Source organism: Polaribacter glomeratus (genome assembly GCF_002954665.1).
Lineage (GTDB): Bacteria > Bacteroidota > Bacteroidia > Flavobacteriales > Flavobacteriaceae > Polaribacter > Polaribacter glomeratus.
In genome coordinates, this window is sequence record NZ_MSCM01000002.1 from 1,026,448 (window position 1) to 1,049,120 (window position 22,673).

The following is a 22,673-nucleotide window of genomic DNA, read 5'->3' on the forward strand; positions in this document are numbered from 1 at the left end:
CAAATATAAATAGTTTTACCCTAACCAACCATCTCTATCTAAACTTCTATATTGTATGGCTTCTGCAATATGATCTGGAGAAATATCTTCTGTATTTGCTAAATCTGCAATTGTTCTAGAAACTTTTAAAATTCGGTCATACGCTCTTGCAGAAAGATTTAATTTTTCCATGGCAGTTTTTAAAAGCGATAAACTTTCTGTAGATAATTTACAATATGTTCGAATCTGCTTCACATTCATTTGAGCATTGTAATGCACGTTTTCAAAATCTTTAAAACGCTCGGATTGTATTTCTCTAGAGGCTGTAACTCTTTCTCTAATAACGACAGAAGATTCTCCTTTTCGTTCTTCAGTCAATTTTTCAAAGGGAACAGGAGTTACTTCTATATGAATATCAATTCTATCTAGTAAAGGGCCAGAAATCTTGCTTAAATAACGTTGCATTTCTTGCGGAGAAGAGGTCATGGGTGAGCTTGGATCATTAAAATATCCACTCGGACTCGGATTCATACTTGCTACCAACATAAAACTACAAGGATAGGTAACCGTAAATTTTGCTCTAGAAATTGTAACATCCCTATCTTCTAAAGGTTGACGCATTACTTCTAATACCGATCTTTTAAATTCTGGTAATTCATCTAAAAATAAAACGCCGTTATGCGATAAAGAAATTTCTCCTGGCTGCGGATATTGGCCACCACCAACTAAAGCAACATCAGAAATGGTGTGATGCGGACTTCTAAAAGGTCTTTGAAATAATAAGCCATTGTTTTTTGTTTTACCAACTACAGAATGAATTTTTGTGGTTTCTAGCGCTTCATGCAACGTCATTGGTGGTAAAATACTTGGCAATCTTTTTGCTAACATTGTTTTTCCTGAACCCGGAGGACCAATTAAAATAATATTATGCCCGCCAGCAGCTGCAATTTCCATACAACGTTTTATAGATTCTTGCCCTTTTACATCCGAAAAATCAAACTCTGGAAAATCGATATTTTTATAAAATTCAGCTCTTGTGTCTACAATTGTGGGTTCAATTTTTTTATCACCATTAAAATGATTGATAACTTCCATGATGTTTTCTACTCCTAAAACTTCTAAATTATCTACAATAGCAGCCTCTTTAGCGTTGTCTTTTGGTAAAATAAAATATTTATAACCTTCTTCGCGCGCTTTTATGGCAATAGGTAAAGCACCTCTTATAGGTTGTAAGCTTCCATCCAAAGAAAGCTCGCCCATAATAATATATTCATCAATATTGGTAGATTTTATTTGATTGGAAGCGGTAAGAATCCCCATAGCCAAAGTTAAATCATAAGCAGCACCTTCTTTTCTGATATCCGCAGGCGCCATGTTTATGATGATTTTTTTACCAGGAAGCGTGTAATTATTGTTGTTTAAAGCGGCAGAAATCCGATACGAACTTTCGCTAACTGCTTTGTCTGGCAAGCCAACCAAATGGTAGCCAATTCCTTTATCTATATTAACTTCGACGGTAATTGTGGTGGCTTCAATACCGAAAACGGCAGAACCATAAACTTTAACTAGCATTTTTTTTCTTTAAAGATAAAGAATCTAGCCGAATAAAAAAATGCGAGCAAAATAATTTGCTCGCATTTTATATTAAAATTTTAATTTTATACTAAGCCGAGTTTCTACTCGCATTAATATTACCAAATAAAGAACGCATCACCATTTTTTCATAAACCTCAATTTCTGCCGTATTTCCTTCCGTTTTTTGAAGTTCTTGAATTCTCTTTAACGCAAATTGTTGTATCGTTAATAAAGGTAAAACAATGTTTTCTCTAATTGCTATCGATGCTTTTCCTACCGGATGATTTTCCATCAATTCTGTATGACCCGCCAGTTTTAATAACAAACGTTTTGTAGTTAGGTATTCTTCATGAATTAAATTCCAAAATTCACCATAAACAGGGTCGTCTGCCATATAAGCCGTTGGCAACTATAAAAATGACGAAACTCAGGTTGAACATTAAATCTGCTAAATTGATTTTTTTGGTGTAAATTAGCACCAAAATAAAATATTATGGGAAGACAAAGTATTTCGTTCACTCAACCAAATGATGAATGGCTAAAAAATCAAGTTGATAAAAAAGAGTATTCTACTAAAAGTGAACTTGTAAACGATTTAATTAGACAAGCAAGAAAACAACAAAGACAAATTGACTGGATTAGTGCTAAATTGGAGAAAGCTGAAAATAGCGGATTTACGAATTTGAGTAAAGAACAAATATTAGCGGAATCAAAGTCGTTGATTTAATGCCTAATTATAAAATAAGTAATTTAGCGAAAGAAGACTTAATAAGAATGCATAAATACGGAGTTGAAAAATTCGGAATGATTCAAGCTGATAAATATTTCGATTCTTTCTTTGAAAACTTTGACATTATAGCGGAAAATCCATTTTATTTTGAAGCCGTCGACTATATAAAAATAGGATATCGACGTTGTGTTTCTGGTTCAGATAGTATTTATTACAAAGTAAATAATAATATTCTAGAAATTATGGCAATAATTGGAAGACAAGATTTAAAAAATATTCTCTGATTTAAAAATTACAGTTGCCATCACCGTGTGTAAAATATTGCTGTATTTACATAAACTAAAGCTTATCGCTTTTTTGCCAACTTCTGAATTTCTGTTGGAAATTCTTCGTTCACAAAAACGCAACATTTGATACAAAACAACGTTAAAATTAAGATGAACTTTGCAAGTTTATCAACTTACCAAATACTTTATAATTTTATCCATTAATTTTTCAATTATATTTTTCTGAAAACTATTTATTATATATTTCATCAATAATTTTTTCAAAAATGACTTCATCAGAAGGAGAAGGAGCTTTATTTAAGATGATTTTATTTTCTTTATTAAAAATAACATATTGTGGTATTTCATTCACTTTAAAAAAACTAGCCAAAGAAGATTTGCGCCCTTTTAACAGAAAAAAAGAGTTGTTAAAATTTAATACATTTTCAAATTTTTTATTAGCTACTAACCATTTTTTGTAATCTTTTTCAGGCGAAATATATATCCACTCAACATTATTTTCAACCAAAAGTCTATCTTTAAAAGGTTTGCCTTCTTTAATTTGTTCTATACAAGGTGGGCACCAACTTGCCCAAAAATCAACAACTTTTATTCTTTCTTTAGATCGCGCAAAAATTTTTCGTAAAGTTAAAGTGTCTCCTATATTGTTAATAAATTTAGAGTCTAAAGCGGATTCTGATAATTTAAAATCATACGATTCTAAATCTGCTTTTATACCATTCATAAATTCAATATAAGATGGTTTTGTAAATTGTTCTTGGTACTCATCAATAGTACTTTTTAAGAGTTCAATACTATTTATACTATTTCCAAACCCTTTTAAATGATAATCTCTTATCATTCTTGCAATGGCATAATTTTCTATTTCACCATCAAAGTTTTTTTGAATAAATTCTTTTTCTGCTAAGAACTTTTCTTTTGAATAGGGTAAATATTTTGAGTCGAGAAAATAATATCTTATGTATGGATTAATATTATTTTTAAAGTACGTACTATTATTAAGGGCAATTACATCTTTGAATTCTTCAATTGATATTTTTCCAAAATAATTAGACAAATCAAAAATAACTTCTGAATTTTTAATCGTTTCTTTTTGAATTATTGGCATTAATCCATCAAATTCATTAAAGTAATAGCCATCTCTACTTGATTTAACATTTACAGGATTGATAAGAGAATATAAATATTCATGCTTTAGATTACTTTTTATAGTATTAATAAAATATTTAGATTGAATGTTATTCTTTTTAACATATTGATTTAAAAAAGCAATTCTTTTATTGTAAATAGACTTTATACTTTCTTTGTACAAATTTAGATTACCTGTATAAGGGTTTTTTTGATATTCAGGCGTTTGACGATTCATTTCTGAATAATAATTATTTTGTATCGCATTTTTACCAAAAAACAATACTTTTCCATCTTTTATTTTGATGCTAATTGTGTCTCCTGGAATCAGAAAAATAAAACCACGATAAAATGCTTTACCACCTCCTAGAACAACTTCTGAAAACAATGGTTTATCTATTGAATTCAAAACCATATGTAATGAATCAGCAAAAATTTCTTTTGTAGCATCTAAATGTGGTCTTCCAAATAGATAAGTACTATTCATAATGCTAAGGTATTCAAATGCAATAATATCATCAGTAGTTCCAGTAATTACAACTTTATTTAATTTAGAATCTCTATTTTCAATAAAACTGTTTGATTTTAAAGCCTCTTTTTTTGGCAACGTATTTTTCTTACAATGAAGTAATAATGAAAAAACTATTACACAAATAATATATCTAAATTTCATGTTAGAGCTTTAAAATTAAGTTAATTATATAATGGAAACTGGGATTTTTTAACCCCTGTTATTTTATAGATTACTACCAACATGAACACGATGAAAATCCATCAAATGGCTGACACACACCAACGGCCCAGCCGTCACAATCTAAAGCTTCGTAAGTTCCACCGCCTTTGCATGATACCCAACACTTTCCTAAAAGAACCAAACCTCCCAAAACCACTTTCTGTTCAACTCTATTAAGAGCCTTACCAATGTTTAAAATTTGTTTTTTCATAATTTAAAATTTAAAGATATTAAAATAACTTAAGCTTTTAATATCCATTGAGTAAGTTAGACAATCGTTGCAACAATATTTTTTGTTTAATCAATAAAAAAAGTATTGCCTATAAATACTTAAATTTTATTTTTTTAAATTTATAATACGTTTCAACTCCTTAAAATTACTTGTGCCACTTTCTTTATAAAGTATATTCATTTCATTGTCAACTAATAGTAAAGTAGGGTAATATGTAATTCGAAGATCTTTAATGATACCTTTTCCATTACTTCTATTATAGAAATACTGCGGCCAATCCATTTCGTTTTTGGTTGTATATTGAATTACATCATTCAAATTTTTATCGTAAGCAATACTTATTAAATTAATTTGGCCTTTATTTTTATTAAAAAATTCTTTTAAAGTTGGTATTTGTTCTCTGCAAGGTTTGCACCATGTTCCCCAAAAATCTATTAGTGTGTATTTTTTCTTCTTTAAAATATCTGCTAATTTTTCTTTTTTTAAAGTTAAATTTTTTAATTTCTGACCAATCTTATTCCCGTAAATAAACTTTTTACCTTTAATTTCTTTAATTTTTAGATTATTTAAATCGTTAGAAATATCTTCTAAAACAAAAACTTTATTTCCAAGTTTTATGGAATCTTTTATTTCGTATTTAAAATTTTGATTTATTATTGGATTTTTATCATCAAAATTTTGTGTTGATGGTTTTATGTAAAGCGAAAAATTACCTCTGGAAGTACCTTGAACAATAAAAACATATTCGAGCTCATCTAAAACAACATTTCCTTCCCAATAATCTTTGAACTTTAGTAACAGCCTAGATTTTTTTGAAATTTCATCATTCGTTTCAGAAAATCTGTAATCATTTAAAGAGGGATAAATAATTGCTTTTCGTTTAAAACGAGTAATAACACCTTCCTCTTCGGCCCAATAACTATAGTCTATTTTAGGAATATTTTTCAAATCTACACTGTCAGAATCATGATTTCTGAAATCTGATTTAAAAATAATAGGTTTTTCGTCTTTAAAATTTCCGTTTTTATTTTGATCTACATATAAAATTTGGCGATCTTTTTTAAATTGAATACCAACCAAAAGTTTATTGTCTTTGGGAGTGTTTTGATATTTAAGAGAATCAATACCTATTCGCATGAATTCTTCTTTACTTAAATAATCCTTTTTAAATAATTCAAAAATATATGAAAAATAATTTGTTTTTAAAGTAGAAATAATGAGAGAGTCTTTTAAATCAAAATGAGAATTACTCATTAAATCTTGATAATATTTTGGATATTTTTCATATTGAGATGAGAATTGTATTGTATTTTCAATAGGTTCAAAAAAAGAATAATTACCTTCTTTTAGTTCTAATGTTATAATAGTTTGCCCTTTTTGAGTTTCATTATTTTTACCATTACATGACAGTAAAATAAAAAATAGTAAAACTAGATTAATTGTTTTCATTTTCTTAAAATTGAATTTGTTCAAGGCTTTGTTTATTGACGTCTAAAAGTTGTTTTTCATGAATTTATGATTCAGCAATAATAACTGAAATAGCTATCTTATTTTTATTTAAAGTTAGATGAAATAAAGAAATAAAAAAAATGCAACCAAAAATTTGATTGCATTTTTCTATAAATAAGTTTTTTTGTTGTTATGCCGAGTTTCTACTCGCATTTATGTTCCCAAATAAAGAACGCATCACCATTTTTTCATAAACCTCAATTTCTGCCGTATTTCCTTCCGTTTTTTGAAGTTCTTGAATTCTCTTTAACGCAAATTGTTGTATCGTTAATAAAGGTAAAACAATGTTTTCTCTAATTGCTATCGATGCTTTTCCTACCGGATGATTTTCCATCAATTCTGTATGACCCGCCAGTTTTAATAACAAACGTTTTGTGGTTAGGTATTCTTCATGAATTAAATTCCAAAATTCACCATAAACAGGGTCGTCTGCCATGTAAGCTGTTAAACCAAAAAACGACTTTGTTAAACTCATCATACTGTTTTCTAGCAAGGTTTTAAAGAAATCGGATGCATTGTAAAATTCTACAATTTCATCAAATCTACCAGCTTCTTCGTATTTTTTTAAGGCAGCTCCTACACCATAAAAACCAGGTACATTTTGTTTTAATTGACTCCAGCTGCCAACAAAAGGGATTGCTCTTAAAGAAGCAAAATCTAAAGTATCAGAAGTTGAGCGTTTACTTGGTCTGCTACCAATATTGGTTTTAGCATAATATTTTAACGTACTCATTTTTTCTAAATACGGTAAAAACTGCGGATGATTTTTAAAATCTACGTATGTTTTATAACTTGTAACTGCCAAATCTTCAATAATAGTTCTGTTTTTATCGTTTATTTGATCCTTGTTAAACATTTCGTTTTTAATACCAGAACTTATTAATTGTTCTAAGTTGTATTGCGATGAGTTTAAAGTTCCAAAATTAGAGCTAATTGTTTGTCCTTGTATGGTTAACTGTATTTCTTTATCTTCAATTGTTGGTCCTAAAGAAGCATAAAATTTATGTGTTTTTCCGCCTCCTCTTGCAGGTGGTCCACCACGTCCGTCAAAGAAAATTACATCAATATCAAACTCTCTAGAAATTTTTGTTAAAGCTTCTTTCGCTTTAAAAATACCCCAGTTTGCCATTAAATAACCACCATCTTTTGTTCCATCAGAAAAACCTAACATAATTGTTTGCTTGTTTTTTCTTTTTGATAAATGATATCTGTACGTGTTATTTGTATATAATGTGCGCATTACATCGCTTGCATTTTCTAAATCATCTACCGTTTCAAAAAGCGGAATTACATCAACCGGTAATTCGTTTTCAAAGCCGCATAAATTTAGCATTGCAAAAGTTTGCATTACGTTTAGTGCACTTTGGTTATTACTGATGATATATCTGTTTGCACCACGTTCGCCATTTCTTTGTTGAATTGTTTTTAAAGCATAAATAGATTCAATTGTTTTTACAGACATTTCATCAGACAAAATTAAAGGGTCTATCGTTCCTTTTACCAACGATAAAATATCTATTTGTTCATCGGCTGATAAATGATGATAATTTTTAGGGAATGTAGTGTCGCCAGTTTCAATTAAGTCTGTTACAATTTGCGTAAACGCATCGTGATGCACTCTGCTATCTTGCCTAATATCTAACGTTGCAAAATGAAAACCAAAAATTCTAACTTTGTTAATAAAGTCATTTAATTCTTCTACAAACAAAGATTGATGCTTGTTCACTACAATTTCTCTGGCAGCATACAATTCTTCTAAAAGTATTTTCTGAGAAAAATTAACTTTTGCATAACTTCTTACAACGTGTTTGTACAAACGCTTCTCTAATCCTGCTAAAATTTCTTGAACACCATCAAACGTAAAACGTCTTTTTAAACGTCTAACATCTCTGTAATAATTTCTTAAAATTGATTGACGCAATCTTTCGGCAACATCTAAGGTAATTTGTGTAGTTACAAAAGGATTACCGTCTCTATCGCCTCCTGGCCAAAAACCAAGATCTATAATTTCGTTTTGCATTGGGCCGCCGTCATAAACGTGCTGCTGAATATAGTTGTATATTTTACTAACAGAATGATAAAATACATTTTCTAAATACCAAATTAAACTTACCGCTTCATCAAAAGGAGTAGGTTTAGATTTTTTGTAAAAAGGAGTTTTTCCTAATTGTGCTAAAAGATTTTTGATAAGTAGCAAATCATCATTTTGAATCGCTGTATCTAAATCTGTAATGATTCCTAAAACAGAACCAGGATAAAACTGAGTAGGATGTGCCGTTAAAACAACACGTACTTTAAAGTCTTCTAGATGTTTTTTTAAATCTTCTTTTTTGCCACTTAAAAGCGCAGTTTCTTCAGAGTTTCTAAGTGTACCCAAACCATCCATGTTATTTACCGTAGGAAAAGCGGCGTCTTCAACAGCATCAAACAAAACTACCTGACGTTCTATATATTGAATAAATTGAAAGAGTAAATCTTTTTTACCTTTTTCTGTAGGATTTTCTAAGTATTTATTAAAAAATTTTTCTACAATTTCTGTTGGATTTAATCCTTGTTGAAAACCATTTTCGCAAATTTTATGAAAAAGAGGTAGTAAAACACCTGTATTATTTATGGTGTCGAAAGGAAGTGTAATAAAAATACTGTTGTAAATTTGATATTTAGACAGCACATTATCGTTAAATCTTGTAATTTTTGGTAAATCAGACATTTCTTCTAAAATTTATTTCGTGAATTTACAAAAAAGCAAAAATAAAGAACCTTGCTTTTTGGTAATAATCGCTTATTTAATTACGAAAACGATATAAATTTAGAGTGATTTTTTACAAATACATAAATTGTGATGAAGTCTCTTGTTTTTGTTGATTTTAAAATATGCTTACGGCTGTAAATTTGGCGGTAAACATTGCAAATTCCAGCGAGTTGGATCGTTTTTAAGTAAAAAACCCTTTAGTAAATTTTGGTCTTGATACCTTTTATAATCATCATAAATAAATGCCGTTGGTGTTTTGCCTAGATTTGTAAAATCAACAGAAAACTGATTTAAATCCATAGCAACACCATCTACAAAAACGAAATTCAAATTGGCTAATTTTAGTTTTTTGTTAATCGCAGAGAAATTATTTTTACCATTCGAAAAATTAGAAAAAGTATAAATACTTACTGGTTTTTCTGAAGAGTTTTGATCAATTTCTTGACTATTTATAGAAATATTAAAAAGAAAAATGAATGCAAGAACGAAGTGTTTCGTTTTCATGATGCTCGTTTTAATTTAAAAATCATATCTAAATATACAACTATTTTTTATTAAAATTTTGCAAACCTTCTTGTAACCAATTATAATACGTGTCTCTATCTGTGTATTGTTGCGCAGAATTTAAAACCTCTAAATCTGCACTTAACAAAACATAAAAGGGTTGTGATGCGTTTTTGAAGTTGATCACTTGAAAAGTAGACCATTTATCGCCTACAGTTTCTATCTTTTTAACCTTTCCGTTTTTCTTTAAAAAATCGAATTGTTGGTCTTTTGGCAACTCTTTTTCATTATCATCAACATACAAAGAAATCAAAATATAATCTTCTTTTAACGTTTGATAAATGTCTGGTTCACTCCAAACATTTTCTTCCATTTTTCTGCAATTAACGCAAGCCCAACCCGTAAAGTCTAATAAAATTGGTTTGTTGGTTTCCTTTGCAGCAGCAAGGCCTTCTTCAAAATCGTCATAACAATTTAAACCTAAAGGGCAATCTGTTTCTTGCTCATAAATGCTGTAAAATTGTGGAGGTGGAAAACCGCTTAACAAACTTAAATTCCAAGTAGGATTTTTCATAACTCCTGGAGAAATATAAATGATAAATGAGATAATTAAAACTCCGAATGAGATTCTTGAAAACGATAATTTCTTGATAGGAGAATCATGCGGAAATTTAATTTTCGCAAAGATATACAAGGCCAATCCTATGAAAATAATAATCCAAATTCCGATAAAAACTTCACGTTTTAGAATGTCCCAATGTGCCACTAAATCTGCATTTGATAAGAATTTAAACGCCAATGCCAATTCTAAAAACCCTAAAATAACTTTAGTTGTGTTTAACCATCCGCCAGATTTTGGTAAAGAATTTAACCAACTAGGAAACAGTGCAAACAATGCAAAAGGAAGCGCTAAAGCTAATCCAAAACCAGTCATTCCTGCGGTTAATTGTATTGCGCCACCATCCGAAGATAAAGAACCTGCTAACAAAGAACCCAAAATTGGTCCTGTGCAAGAAAATGAAACGATTGCCAAGGTTAAAGCCATAAAAAAGATGCCAACAAGGCCGCCAACCGAAGAAGCAGAATCCATTTTATTTCCCCAAGAACTTGGTAATGTTATTTCGTAAAATCCGAAGAATGAGAATGCAAAAAATACCAAAACCACAAAAAAGAAGATGTTTAACCAAACATTTGTAGAGATTGTGTTTAAAATTTCAGGGTCTAAATTGTCTAAAAAGTGAAACGGAAGACTTAATAAGATATAGATAAGCACAATAAAAAATCCATATAAAATGGCATTGAAAACGCCTTTCTTTTTGTTTTCTGATTGTTTTGTGAAAAATGAAACCGTTAACGGAATCATAGGAAATACACAAGGTGTTAATAAAGCCAGCAATCCGCCAACAAAACCAAGTAAAAATATGCTAAATAAGCCATTTGAAGTATCAGTATTTGTGTCTGTAGAATTCTTTAAAAGTGAAGTGTTTTTTAAATCTAATTGTAATTTTTTGGTTAGATTTTGACTTTTTTCATCAATTGAAATCGCTTCATTTATAGTATTTCCGGCCAGGGAAATCGTAAAGTTTTCATCAATATTTATACAAGCAGTTTCGCAAACTTGCCCAAAAAAGTTAAGTTTAATTTGGGTAATTTCTTTGTTCGTTAATTGTATTCTTTGGGTAATAATTGCTTTGTCTTTAAAAACAATTTCTTCTTTTTCCCAAACATCAGAATATTTAGCAAAAGTGTCTTTTTCGGTTGCCTTGCCAACCAATTTATAACCAGTTTCGTTGGCTTGCATTGTTATTTCTAAAGGCAACGAAGCTTCATCTGGGTTGTATTGCGAGTACAAATACCAGCCTTTATACAATTTTGCACTAAAAACAACATCATATTCAGTTTCTGATATTTTTTGAACAGAAGTTTCTAATTTTATAGGTTCATCTGCAGTTTGTGCCTGAGAAATTATTGCTGATAAAAGGATGAAAAATGTGATGAATTTCTTCATTATTTTGATGTTATTTTTAGAATATTTTTTGAAGTATTTTTCAAGGATAAACGACTGTCTTGTCTATAATTTAGTACCCAAATTATTTCGTTTTCGGCATTGCAAAGTAACCAAGCATTTTCTTTATCTAAAAGTGAGAATTTCTCGTCTTTAAAATATTTACTCAACTTCTTTTTTCCTTGCATTCCTAAAGGATAAAGATAGTCTCCATTTTCCCATTTTCTTACAATTAACGGGTATTTTAACAAATCTTTATCAACGTAAATTGCCTGCTTATTTTCATCGGATTTCTGTAAAACATCCTCAAAAGTTAAATAAATAGGGTTTGTAATTTCAAATTGATTTTCATGAATTTCAAATGTCATTTCGAGCGCAGTCGAGAAATCTCTTTCAGAAAGTAATAAATATTCTCTGTCTTTTACCAATCTATGCGTTTTAGAATAAACTTGTTTTCCAGATTGAGTAGAAAGTAAATGGTAAACATCGTTCCATTCGGTAAAATTGTACTCTTTTAACAGCTGGTATAAGTAAGCTTTCGGGTTTGAAAGTTGATTGATTTTATCAATATTTATTTTTGTCACTTCGAGCCTTTCGACTGCGTTCAAGATAAACTCCGTCGAGAAGTCGGTTTCAAAAACTTCGGATGAAATAGTAGCAATTCTATCTTCAATAATTTGTTTGCTCTCTTGTAAATTTTCTAATGTTTTTGCAAACGTTTCTAATAAATTAGGATTGATTTCTTTTAAAACAGGGAGAATTTGATGCCTAATTTTATTTCTGATATATTTTGTGGTTGCGTTACTTGCATCTTCTCGCCAATCTATGGTATTTGTTTTTGCGTATGCTAAAATTTCTTCTCTAGAAAAAGCCAAAAGCGGACGGACAATATTTCCGTTAATTTTTGGAATACCTGTAAAGCCGTCTAAACCAGAACCACGAGTTAAATTGATTAAAAAAGTTTCTAAATTATCATCTGCATGATGTGCCGTTAATACATAATCAAAATTATGTTTTTCAATAATTTCTTGAAACCAGTTGTAACGCAATTCTCTTGCAGCAATTTGTGTAGAAAGTTTATTTTTTGATGCAAATTTTTCCGTATCAAATTTAATTTTAAAAATCTGATTAGACGTTTTTTGAGCTAATAATTTTACAAATTCTTCGTCTAAATCACTCTCTTTTTCTCGAAGTTGAAAATTGCAATGCGCTAAAGAAATATTGAAATTTAACTCATGAAGTAGCTGCGTCAAAACAACAGAATCCACTCCGCCAGAAATAGCAATTAATAGTTTTTTATCCTTTAAAAAAGGAAAATTAATGTTGATATGTTCTTTGAATTTTTGCAGCATATAAGCGTCAAAAATAAGGAAATTAAACTTGAGAATTCAACCAGTTTACAACATCTTGTAGCATTTCTTCTTTGCACAAATCGTTTTGTAATTCATGATAACCGCCTTCATACAATTTTAGTGTTGCTTTATCAGAATTATTTGCAAACTCTTGAGTGCCTTTGTAATCGATAATTTTATCACCCGTACCGTGCAAAAGCAACATCGGTGTTTTAAGTTTATTGGCATTTTCAATAGCCCATTGCCCAGTTTCAATAAAGGTTAAAGAGAAATTCGGACTAATTTTATCATGTACCAAAGGATCATTAATATACTTTTCAACTTCTATTTTTTCTCTAGAAATATCACTGGCATCCAACTCATTTCCCATGGTTATCGACGGTGCAATTTTTTGTAAGATTTTACCAACTGTTAACTTAATTTTGGGTGGTTGAAAAGCTAATTTTAAAAACGGACTTGTAGCAATAACTCCTTTTAAATCATGGTTTATTCTGATGGAATAATTGATTACAGCGTTTCCACCCATAGAATGGCCATATAAGAAAATTGGTTTTTCTGGAAAGAACTCTTTGGCTTTTTCTATCGTTTTGGTAACGCTTTCTAAAACAGCTTCAAAACTAGGATTATGACCGCGTTTTCCCGTAGTTTTTCCATGTCCAAAATGATCAAAAGCAACTACAGAATACTCGTTTTCGGTTAGTTTTTTTGCCACATGAGTGTAACGTCCAGAGTGTTCGCCCATTCCGTGAACTAATACAATAACCGCTTTTGTACTTTTTGCTTCCCAAACCTGACCGTAAAATTCGGTGTTATAAATATTGAAATTGAATTCTTTGTGTGTCATGTAACTTGTTAATTGGTTATTTTTATATCGTCAGAAGTATTTAATACGCTGTCTTTTCCTAGAGAAATAATAGTGTAATTTAAGGAATCTTTTGATATAATATAAATAAATTCAGTGTTCCAATAATCTAAAGTTATATTTTTTCTTAAAGGATTATTTCTAATAATATGGTTTAGTTCTTTTGGGTATTTATTTAATTGTTCTTTCTCTAATTTAAGAATTTCTGAAATTTCAAACATTTTTTCTTTTGTTTTTTCTTCGGATGTATTCCTTAAACTAAAAATAGAAAATATAGAAAAGGAAATTATAAATAGGATCAAGATTATAAACAAAGGTTTTGTAATTGGATGCCAGACAATACTTTTGGGAAGGTTATTTTCTTTTTCATATTCCCTCCTTTTTTTATGCTTCATCCAAAATACAATATCTAGATAAAGTTCTAAAATTAAAGTAATTAAATCTGACACTCGTTATTGCTTTTGTAACCAAACTCTAATCTCTTTTCTTAAAGAAACCTCAGGTTTTGGTAACGGAATAGTATTTCCAAATTTTTTACTTCTGTTAAATTTAGAAAAATTTATTTTTAGCTGTTTCCACTCTTCTGGATACGTGTCTAAAAACGCATTGAACATCGTTTGTTCTGTTTTCTTATCTTTTAAAGTATCAAAAATTTGTTGAAATTTTTCTTTTAGTATCATGTTGTAAATATAAGTAAACTGAGTATAATTTTGAAAGTAGATTTTTTTTACTCTTTCTTAAAATGCTGAATTTGTTGATCGTTTGTTGGTGCAATTATTTAGAATTCAGCAGCACATATTTCATCGCTTTGGCCTTTAACAAACACTCTTCATATTCTTTTTCAGGAATAGATTTTGCCGTAATTGCGCTACCAACTGAATAAGAAATATACTTTTTTTCCTCATTATAAAGAATGCTTCTAATAATTACATTAAAATCAAAATCGCCATTTGGTGTAAAATAACCAACCGAGCCAGAATACAATCCGCGTTTGGTTTCTTCAAGATTTTCAATAATTTTCATAGCAGAAACCTTTGGCGCTCCTGTCATACTTCCCATTGGGAACGTGCTTTTAAGAACATCTACAGGATGTATATTTTCTTCAATTTCTGATACTACAGTAGAAATCATTTGATGCACTTGTTTAAAAGTATATACTTTGCATAATTCCTCTACTTTTACGCTTCCTTTTTTTGCTGATTTTGATAAATCGTTTCTAACTAAATCTACAATCATCACGTTTTCTGATCGTTCTTTGACATCTCTCGATAAATCGGATGCAATTTTAGCATCATCAATTTCACTTCGTAAACGTTTTGCAGTTCCTTTTATAGGTTGAGAAATAATTTTTGTTCTTTCTTTTTTGATATATCTTTCTGGTGAAGCAGATAAAGCGTATTGATGTTCAATTTTTAAAAAAGTAGCAAAAGGTGGTGTAGAAATTTCATTTAAATGATTGTAAACTTCTAACGGATGTATCGTACTATTTTCTGCATAAAATTCTTGACAAAAATTAGCTTCATAAATATCGCCTCTTTTAATATGTTCTAAAACTTTGGTTACTTTTTGATGGTATTCGTCTTTATGAATTCGAAGTTTTATTTTGAGGTTATTTTTAGTTTTTTCTATTTCAGGAATTTTAAATTTTTGAATTCCTTCAAAATCGCTTTCAATCTCATCTTCAACCATTCTTAAATAATGAAATTCAACTGAGTTGTCTTTAACAAAAAATAGTTTTTGAGGCTGAAAAAAATACAAATCAGCAAAGTCTAATCCGTCAAAATTGTTGGAACTAAGTTGTTCAACATCATTTTTTACATCATAAGAAATATATCCAAAAATATAATCTTTTGTAATTGTTTGATATTCTTTTAACTTCTCAAAAGCATTAAAATAATCTGTTTTGATTGATGTAAATTCTTCAACAGCCAAAGCAGCATCAAAACTAGCATATTGCTGTTTGTAATTGTTAGAATCTAGCCAAATTGCAGTTTCGAATTGTTGTGCCCAAAACAATAAATTTTGTTTAAATTCTTTGGGGTTATCAAAAGAAAAAGTACGAATTGTTCTTTGCATATTCTTTGTAAAAATACAACTCTTTTAAGGAGTTAATTATGATAAAAAAAGCAACCCAAATTAGGTTGCTTTTTTATGTATACTATAATTCTAAAACGAGTTTAAAATAATAAATTATGCGTTCAATGGTTTTCCATCCCAAGCAGCTTTTGCAGCTTCTTTAACCGCCTCAGAATACGTTGGATGACCATGACAAATTCTTGCTAAATCTTCAGCAGAAGCTCTAAACTCCATCGCAACAGCAGCTTCCATAATTAAATCTGCAACACGTGCACCAACCATGTGAACTCCTAATATTTCATCTGTATTTTTATCAGCTAAAACTTTTACAAAACCGTCTGTATCGCCACTTGCTCTAGATCTACCTAATGCACGCATAGAAAATTTACCAGCTTTGTATTCTATTTTCGCTTCTTTTAATTCCTCTTCAGTTTTACCAACTGCAGCAGCTTCGGGCCAAGTATAAACAATACCCGGAATTAAATTATAATTAATATGTGGTTTTTCGCCAGCTAAATATTCTGCAACAACAACTCCTTCTTCCTCTGCTTTGTGCGCCAACATTGCGCCTTTAACAACATCACCAATTGCATAAATATTTTTAATATTTGTTTGTAAATGATCATTTACATCAATTTGCCCTCTTTCTGTAACTTTAACACCCGCTTTTTCTAATCCTAAACCTTCTGTGTAAGGCTTTCTTCCAACAGCAACTAGGCAATAATCACCAGAAAATTCAATTTCTCTGTCTTTTTTATCCGTAGCTTTTACAACAACATTATTTCCATCTCTTTTTACAGAAGTTACTTTATGGCTTGTTGCAAATGTAATTCCTTGTTTTTTAAATACCTTTTGTAATTCTTTAGAAACATCTGCATCCATTCCTGGAACGATTTTATCCATATATTCAACCACAGTAACTTCTGCGCCCAAACGACTATATACAGAACCTAATTCTAAACCAATTACACCGCCACCAATTACAATTAAATGTTTTGGTACTTCAGGTAATTTTAAAGCTTCGGTTGAGGTAATAATGCGTTCTTTATCTATAGAAATAAAAGGTAAAGTTGATGGTTTTGAACCCGTTGCAATAATGATATTTGTTCCTTCAATGATTTCTGATGAACCATCTTTTTTAGAAACTTTTATATGAGTTGCATCTTCAAAAGAACCTAAACCTTCAAAAACAGTAATATCATTTTTATCCATTAAATATTTGATTCCGCCAGTAGTAGTTTCTACAACATTGGCTTTTCTTTCTACCATTTTTGTAAAATCAAAAGATGGTTTTTGAATAGAAATTCCGTGTTCTTCAAAATGATGAACGGCATCGTAATAATGATGAGAAGAATCTAATAACGCTTTAGATGGAATGCATCCAACATTTAAACAAGTTCCTCCTAAAGTAGTATATTTTTCAATAATTGCTACTTTTTTCCCTAATTGTGATGCTCTAATTGCTGCAATATATCCTCCAGGACCAGAACCAATAACAATAATGTCGTATTTCATGGTAAGTTAATTTTGAGGTACAAAAATACGTATATTTTTAGAGATTCAAAGTAGAATTTGTTAGATTTACTGTCAAATTAAATCTAAAAATGTAACCAATGAAAATTATTAAAAAAATAGCAATCGTTTTATTAGTTGCGCTCGTAATTGCACAGTTTTTTGGTCCAGAAAAAAATGAAGGAGATATAACTTCTGTAGACGCATTTATGGCAGAAACAAATCCGCCAGCAAAGGTGCGTAAAATATTATCAGAAAGTTGTTTCGATTGCCACTCTAACAACACAAAATATCCTTGGTACGATAACATAACACCTGTAAATTTTTGGTTAGATGAGCATATAAATGACGGTAAAAAACATTTAAATTTTTCTGATTGGAGCTCGTATTCTTTAAAAAAGAAAGAACACAAAATGGATGAATTGCATGAAGAAGTTGAAGAAGGCGAAATGCCTTTAAATTCATATACTTGGACGCATTCTGAAGCAAATTTAACGCCAGAGCAAATAGCAGAGATGGTAGCTTGGGGTAAAAATGTGCAGGCAGAGTATAAGCAACAAATGAACGCTCAATAATTGAGTATACAACAAGTTTTAATTATTGGTACTGTTTGGGTAGAACCTAATTCGTCTGCCGCAGGAAGCAGAATGCAACAACTTATCGAGCTGTTTTTAAAACAAAACTATAAAGTTACTTTTGCGTCTGCTTCTCAAAAAAATGAAAAAGCAATTTCTTTAAGTTCATCAGGAGTTGAGGAGGTTTTAATTGAATTAAACAATACTTCTTTTGACGATTTTGTAAAAAAATTGAATCCAACAATCGTTGTTTTTGATCGTTTTATGATGGAAGAACAATTTGGATGGCGAGTTGCAGAAAATTGCCCAAATGCAATCAGAATTTTAGATACAGAAGATCTACATTTTTTGCGCAAAACTAGATATCAACAATTAAAAAAAGGAGAGGAGTTTACAACAGCGGCTTTGTTAAAATCGGATGACGCTAAAAGAGAAATTGCTTCTATTTTAAGATGTGATGTGTCTTTAATTATCTCCACTTACGAAATGGAGTTGTTAAAATCAGTTTTTAAGATTGATGAAAGAATTATCTATTATTTGCCTTTTTTGTTGAATAAAATTGATGAACAGCAAATCGAAAATTGGAAATTTTTTGAAGAAAGAAAGCATTTTGTTTTCATAGGCAATTTCTTTCACAAGCCAAATGTTGATGCCGTTTTAACTTTAAAAAATGAAATTTGGAGTAAAATTAAAGCAGCACTTCCTGAAGCTGAAATCCATATTTACGGAGCGTATGCAAATCAGCAAATACATCAATTACACAATAAAAAAGAAGGTTTTATTATAAAAGGTTTTGCAGAAAACGCAAAAGAAGTTGTTGAAAAAGCCAGCGTAGTTTTAGCGCCTTTACGTTTTGGAGCAGGTATTAAAGGCAAATTAACCGAAGCCATGATTTGTGGAACTCCAAGTATTACTACTTTAATTGGAGTAGAAGGAATGCATGGTAAATTAAACTGGAATGGTTTTGTGGAAGATAATTTCTCCAATTTCTCTAAAAAGGCAATTCAATTATATACGGATGAAAAGGTTTGGAAAAATGCTCAAAAAAACGGCGTTGAAATCATTAATCAGATATATGATAAAGAGCAACTCGAGCAACCTTTTATCAATCAACTAAATCGAATTCAAGATAATTTAGAAAATCATAGAACTCATAATTTTTTAGGAAGTTTGTTGCAGCATCAAACGCTACAAGCCACAAAGTATATGAGTAAATGGATTGAAAGTAAAAATAGTTAGCAGTTTATAGTAACAGTATTCAGTAGCAGTTTTTAGTAAATAACGAACTAAAAACTGCAACTGTAAACTGAATATTAAAGCAACCCTGCTCTTTTTAGCAAAGCATCTGGTTTTGGTTCTTTACCTCTAAATTTAATATATAAATCCATTGGTTTTTCTGTTCCGCCTTTAGAAAGTACATTTTCTTTGAATTTAGTAGCTACTTCTTTGTTGAAAATTCCTTTTTCTAAGAAATATTCAAAAGCATCTGCATCTAAAACTTCGGCCCATTTGTAGGAGTAATATCCGGCAGAATATCCGCCCTGAAAAATATGAGAAAAAGAAGTACTCATGCAATTTTCTGCAACTTCTGGATATAATGTGGTGTCTGCAAAAGCTGCGTCTTCAAATTCTTTGATAGAAGAAATTGATTCTGGCGACTCGTTTCCATGCCATTTCATGTCTAACAATCCAAAACTAAGTTGTCTTAAGGTTTGCATTCCTTCGTGAAAACTAGCAGATTCTTTAATTTTCTCAACATATTTCATTGGTATAATTTCACCAGTTTCATAATGTTTTGCAAACAATTCCAGCGCTTCTTTTTCGTAACACCAATTCTCTAAAATCTGACTTGGTAATTCAACAAAATCCCAAGAAACAGAAGTTCCCGATAAACTATTATACGTTGTGTTTGCTAACATGCCATGCAAAGCGTGACCTAACTCGTGAAATAATGTGGTAACTTCATTAAAAGTTAACAAAGATGGTTTTGTTGCCGTTGGTTTTGTGAAATTACAAACAATAGAAACATGAGGTCTTTCGTTAACGCCGTTTTTAATTTGTTGCGGTTTATAAGAAGTCATCCAAGCGCCATTTCTTTTTCCTTTCCTCGGATGAAAATCAGCGTAAAAAACAGCAATAAAATTATTCTTAGAATCTGTAACATTGTATGTTTTTACATCTTGATGGTATTTGTCGATGTTAAAAACTTCTTCGAAATGCAAATCATATAATCGTTTAGAAATTTCAAAAGCGCCATTAATTACGTTTTCTAGTTTAAAGTATGGTTTTAAAATTTCTTGATCTAAATCAAACAGTTCTTTCTTTAATTTCTCTGCATAATAAGCGCCATCCCATTTTTGAAGCTGATCTATATTGTCTAATTTTTTAGCGTAATTTTCTAAATCTTCAAACTCTTTTAGAGCAGCAGGTTTTGCTTTCTCTAATAGATTGTTAGAAAATTCAATTACTGTTTCTGGAGTTTCTGCCATTCTTTCTTCTAGAACAAAATGCGCATGCGTTTTGTAACCTAATAAATTGGCTCTTTGATTGCGAAGGTTTACAATATCTAAAACAACTTTTTCGTTGTTAAATTCATTGTCTTGAAATCCTTTTTTACCAGCAGCAATTGCTAATTTTTTTCGCAATTCTCTATTATCCGCATAAGTTAAAAAAGGAATATAGCTTGGATGATCTAACGTAAAAATCCAACCTTCTTTTTCTTTGGATTTAGCCACTTCTTTAGCCGATTCTTTTTCGCTTTCTGGCAAACCAGCAAGGTCTTTTTCATCGGTTATATGCATTTCAAAAGCCTGAGTTTCTGCCAATACATTTTCGCCAAATTTTAAAGATAGTTTAGAAAGTTGCGCGTCAATTTTACGAAGCGCTGTTTTATCAGCTTCCTTTAAATTAGCGCCATTTCTAGCAAAACCTTTGTATTGTTTTTCCAACAACATTTGTTGTTCTGGAGTTAATGTTAACGTTTCTTTTGAATCAAAAACAGCCTTTACTTTTTTAAATAATGCTGTATTTAAAGTAATGTCGTTGCTTAATTCGCTTAACCAAGGAGAGATTTCTTGCGCAATTTTCTGAATTTCATCATTGGTCTCAGCAGAGTTCAAATTAAAAAAAATACTCGTTATTTTATTCAGTTTTTCGCCTGTAAAATCTAAAGCTACCGTTGTGTTTTCAAAAGTAGGAGTATCAGTCTTGTTTACAATTTCATCAATTTCTAATTTTGTAATCTCAATTGCTTTTTTAATTGCAGGTTTGTAATCTTTAGTAGAAATTTTTGAAAAGGGTGCTGTATTAAAATCTTGTAAAAGTGGGTTCATTTAAAAAGTGTAATTGTTTATTTGTGAAAAAGTGTAATTGTAAAAAAGATCATTTTTATTTTTTTACACGTTCAGAAGCTTGTTCAACTTTTAGTTTTAAGCCTTCTTTGTAGGCAATAATTTTATCTAAGACACATTTATCCGAAGTGCCAATAATTTGTGCTGCTAAAATTCCTGCATTTTTTGCGCCGTCTAAGGCTACCGTTGCCACAGGAACGCCTCCAGGCATTTGTAAAATTGACAATACAGAATCCCATCCATCAATAGAATTTCTACTTTTTATAGGAACTCCGATTATTGGCAACGGACTCATACTTGCCACCATTCCTGGTAAATGAGCAGCGCCACCAGCACCAGCAATAATTACTTTGATGCCGCGTAAATGCGCATTTTTAGAATAGTCAACTAATTTTTCTGGAGTTCTATGAGCAGACACGATATCTACTTCGATCTGAATATCAAAACCTTCTAAAATATCTATAGCTTCTTGCATGATTGGAAGATCTGAATCACTTCCCATTATTATTCCTACCATAATTTAATTAATTAAGTTGATAATTACATTTACCATCATTTCTTTTTCGTTTGGGTTACTTTCAGCAATCATCAAAGTTAATGCAACTAATGTGTTATTTTCGATTCTTTTAGAGTTATCATCCTTATATAAAAAATCATTTTTATTTAAATACCAAACAAATAACCAGGCAGCAATTCTCTTATTACCATCAGTAAAAGAATGATTTTTTACTACAAAATATAAGAGATTTGCTGCTTTTTCTTCTATGCTAGTATATAATTCTTTGCCATCAAAAGTTTGATCTATAGTTGCAATTGAACTTTTAAAAGAATTATCTTTCTCATTACCAAATAAAGAAGAACCTCCAAATTTTATTTTAAGACTTTCAATTGCTGATTTTGCTTCAGCATATTCAATTTGATAGGAAACAAAATTGTTTACATTATCTCTTGTTAAAGTTTGATGATCAAAACTATCTAAAATATCTAAAGCAGAAGAATAATCAGCTAAAACATCTATTAAACCTTCAGTATCTTTTGTGAGTTTTGATGTTCTTTGAACGAGTTGAATTGTTTTTTGAAGTTGTTCTAAACGTTTTTCATTTATAGAATATCCTTTTATTAGGTGCTCTCTTAAAGTGTTAGTTGCCCATATTCTAAATTGAGTTCCTCTTTCAGATTTTACTCTATATCCTACAGAAATAATTACATCTAAATTATATAAATTTATTAAAGAAGATTGTGTTTTACCAGATATAGCACCATGTTGAGTGGTTGTTCGGAATTTCCGAACAACCACATTTTCCTCTAATTCATTTTCTTTAAAAATGTTTCTAATATGTTCACTTATTGTAGCTTTAGATTTTAAAAATAAATCTTGCATCTGTAATTGTGAAAGCCAAACAGTATCTTTATCTAAATTTACTTGAACCTCTATGCCGTCTTTAGATTTAAAAATATCTATTTTACTTTTCACAATTGGATTTTTAATCTAGGGTTTAATTAATTTTTATC

The 22,673-nt window shown here is 30.2% G+C and carries 19 protein-coding genes and 1 pseudogene; 4 read left to right on the forward strand and 16 right to left on the reverse strand.

What is annotated here, in order from left to right; translation table 11 throughout:
* Positions 1-15 precede the first annotated feature (15 nt).
* Positions 16-1,551, reverse strand: coding sequence for a YifB family Mg chelatase-like AAA ATPase (locus BTO16_RS14590; RefSeq protein ID WP_105022389.1), 1,536 nt, complete (start codon positions 1,549-1,551; stop codon positions 16-18).
* 91 nt (positions 1,552-1,642) lie between these two features.
* Positions 1,643-1,957, reverse strand: a pseudogene (locus tag BTO16_RS14595) (phosphoenolpyruvate carboxylase); the annotation flags it as partial.
* A gap of 90 nt (positions 1,958-2,047) precedes the next feature.
* Between BTO16_RS14595 and BTO16_RS14600 the strand changes: the two are divergent.
* Together BTO16_RS14600 and BTO16_RS14605 are read left to right on the forward strand one after the other, a co-directional pair.
* Positions 2,048-2,281, forward strand: a complete 234-nt coding sequence (locus BTO16_RS14600; RefSeq protein WP_105022390.1) for a ribbon-helix-helix domain-containing protein — start codon at positions 2,048-2,050, stop codon at positions 2,279-2,281.
* Positions 2,281-2,568: a type II toxin-antitoxin system RelE/ParE family toxin gene (locus BTO16_RS14605; RefSeq protein WP_105022391.1), complete on the forward strand. Its 288-nt coding sequence runs from the start codon at positions 2,281-2,283 to the stop codon at positions 2,566-2,568. Before BTO16_RS14600 ends, BTO16_RS14605 begins: the two co-directional genes overlap by 1 nt.
* Before the next feature lie 232 nt (positions 2,569-2,800).
* Here the strand turns inward: BTO16_RS14605 and BTO16_RS14610 are convergent, their stop codons facing one another.
* From BTO16_RS14610 to lpdA, 11 genes are all read right to left on the reverse strand, one after another.
* Positions 2,801-4,372: a TlpA family protein disulfide reductase gene (locus tag BTO16_RS14610; RefSeq protein ID WP_105022392.1), complete on the reverse strand. Its 1,572-nt coding sequence runs from the start codon at positions 4,370-4,372 to the stop codon at positions 2,801-2,803.
* Between the two features lie 397 nt (positions 4,373-4,769).
* Entirely contained in the window at positions 4,770-6,113 is a 1,344-nt protein-coding gene (locus tag BTO16_RS14620; RefSeq protein ID WP_105022394.1) for a TlpA family protein disulfide reductase, read from the reverse strand.
* Between the two features lie 190 nt (positions 6,114-6,303).
* Positions 6,304-8,883 carry a phosphoenolpyruvate carboxylase gene (locus BTO16_RS14625; RefSeq protein WP_105022395.1) on the reverse strand — a complete coding sequence of 860 codons (2,580 nt, stop codon included), beginning with the start codon at positions 8,881-8,883 and terminating at the stop codon, positions 6,304-6,306.
* A gap of 168 nt (positions 8,884-9,051) precedes the next feature.
* On the reverse strand, positions 9,052-9,429 hold the full coding sequence (locus BTO16_RS14630; RefSeq protein WP_105022396.1) for a hypothetical protein: 378 nt from the start codon (positions 9,427-9,429) through the stop codon (positions 9,052-9,054).
* A 40-nt stretch (positions 9,430-9,469) separates the two neighbouring features.
* Complete coding sequence (locus BTO16_RS14635; protein WP_105022397.1) at positions 9,470-11,437, reverse strand: protein-disulfide reductase DsbD family protein; 1,968 nt, start codon at positions 11,435-11,437, stop codon at positions 9,470-9,472.
* Positions 11,437-12,786, reverse strand: coding sequence for a tRNA lysidine(34) synthetase TilS (tilS, locus tag BTO16_RS14640; protein WP_105022398.1), 1,350 nt, complete (start codon positions 12,784-12,786; stop codon positions 11,437-11,439). Before tilS ends, BTO16_RS14635 begins: the two co-directional genes overlap by 1 nt.
* Before the next feature lie 22 nt (positions 12,787-12,808).
* A complete protein-coding gene (locus BTO16_RS14645; protein WP_105022399.1) occupies positions 12,809-13,630 on the reverse strand; it encodes an alpha/beta hydrolase in 822 nt (273 codons plus the stop codon).
* 8 nt (positions 13,631-13,638) lie between these two features.
* Positions 13,639-14,097, reverse strand: coding sequence for a type II secretion system protein GspG (locus tag BTO16_RS14650; protein ID WP_105022400.1), 459 nt, complete (start codon positions 14,095-14,097; stop codon positions 13,639-13,641).
* A 3-nt stretch (positions 14,098-14,100) separates the two neighbouring features.
* On the reverse strand, positions 14,101-14,328 hold the full coding sequence (locus BTO16_RS14655; protein WP_105022401.1) for a CIA30 family protein: 228 nt from the start codon (positions 14,326-14,328) through the stop codon (positions 14,101-14,103).
* A 94-nt stretch (positions 14,329-14,422) separates the two neighbouring features.
* A complete protein-coding gene (locus BTO16_RS14660; protein ID WP_105022402.1) occupies positions 14,423-15,724 on the reverse strand; it encodes an anthranilate synthase component I family protein in 1,302 nt (433 codons plus the stop codon).
* 114 nt (positions 15,725-15,838) lie between these two features.
* Positions 15,839-17,239: a dihydrolipoyl dehydrogenase gene (gene lpdA / locus BTO16_RS14665; protein ID WP_105022403.1), complete on the reverse strand. Its 1,401-nt coding sequence runs from the start codon at positions 17,237-17,239 to the stop codon at positions 15,839-15,841.
* A 98-nt stretch (positions 17,240-17,337) separates the two neighbouring features.
* Between lpdA and BTO16_RS14670 the strand changes: the two genes are divergently transcribed.
* Positions 17,338-17,811 (forward strand): heme-binding domain-containing protein, encoded by a 474-nt coding sequence (locus tag BTO16_RS14670; protein ID WP_105022404.1) that lies wholly within the window; start codon positions 17,338-17,340, stop codon positions 17,809-17,811.
* Positions 17,812-19,050 (forward strand): glycosyltransferase, encoded by a 1,239-nt coding sequence (locus BTO16_RS14675; protein WP_105022405.1) that lies wholly within the window; start codon positions 17,812-17,814, stop codon positions 19,048-19,050. It abuts the gene before it with no gap.
* A 74-nt stretch (positions 19,051-19,124) separates the two neighbouring features.
* Here BTO16_RS14675 and BTO16_RS14680 read toward each other — a convergent pair whose 3' ends face one another.
* The 3 genes from BTO16_RS14680 to rhuM are packed head-to-tail and all read right to left on the reverse strand — an operon-like array spanning position 19,125 to position 22,635.
* Positions 19,125-21,143 carry a M3 family metallopeptidase gene (locus BTO16_RS14680; protein ID WP_105022406.1) on the reverse strand — a complete coding sequence of 673 codons (2,019 nt, stop codon included), beginning with the start codon at positions 21,141-21,143 and terminating at the stop codon, positions 19,125-19,127.
* Positions 21,144-21,198: 55 nt separating this feature from the next.
* Entirely contained in the window at positions 21,199-21,678 is a 480-nt protein-coding gene (gene purE, locus BTO16_RS14685) for a 5-(carboxyamino)imidazole ribonucleotide mutase (RefSeq protein ID WP_105022407.1), read from the reverse strand.
* A 3-nt stretch (positions 21,679-21,681) separates the two neighbouring features.
* On the reverse strand, positions 21,682-22,635 hold the full coding sequence (gene rhuM, locus BTO16_RS14690) for a RhuM family protein (RefSeq protein ID WP_245892126.1): 954 nt from the start codon (positions 22,633-22,635) through the stop codon (positions 21,682-21,684).
* Positions 22,636-22,673: the final 38 nt, after the last annotated feature.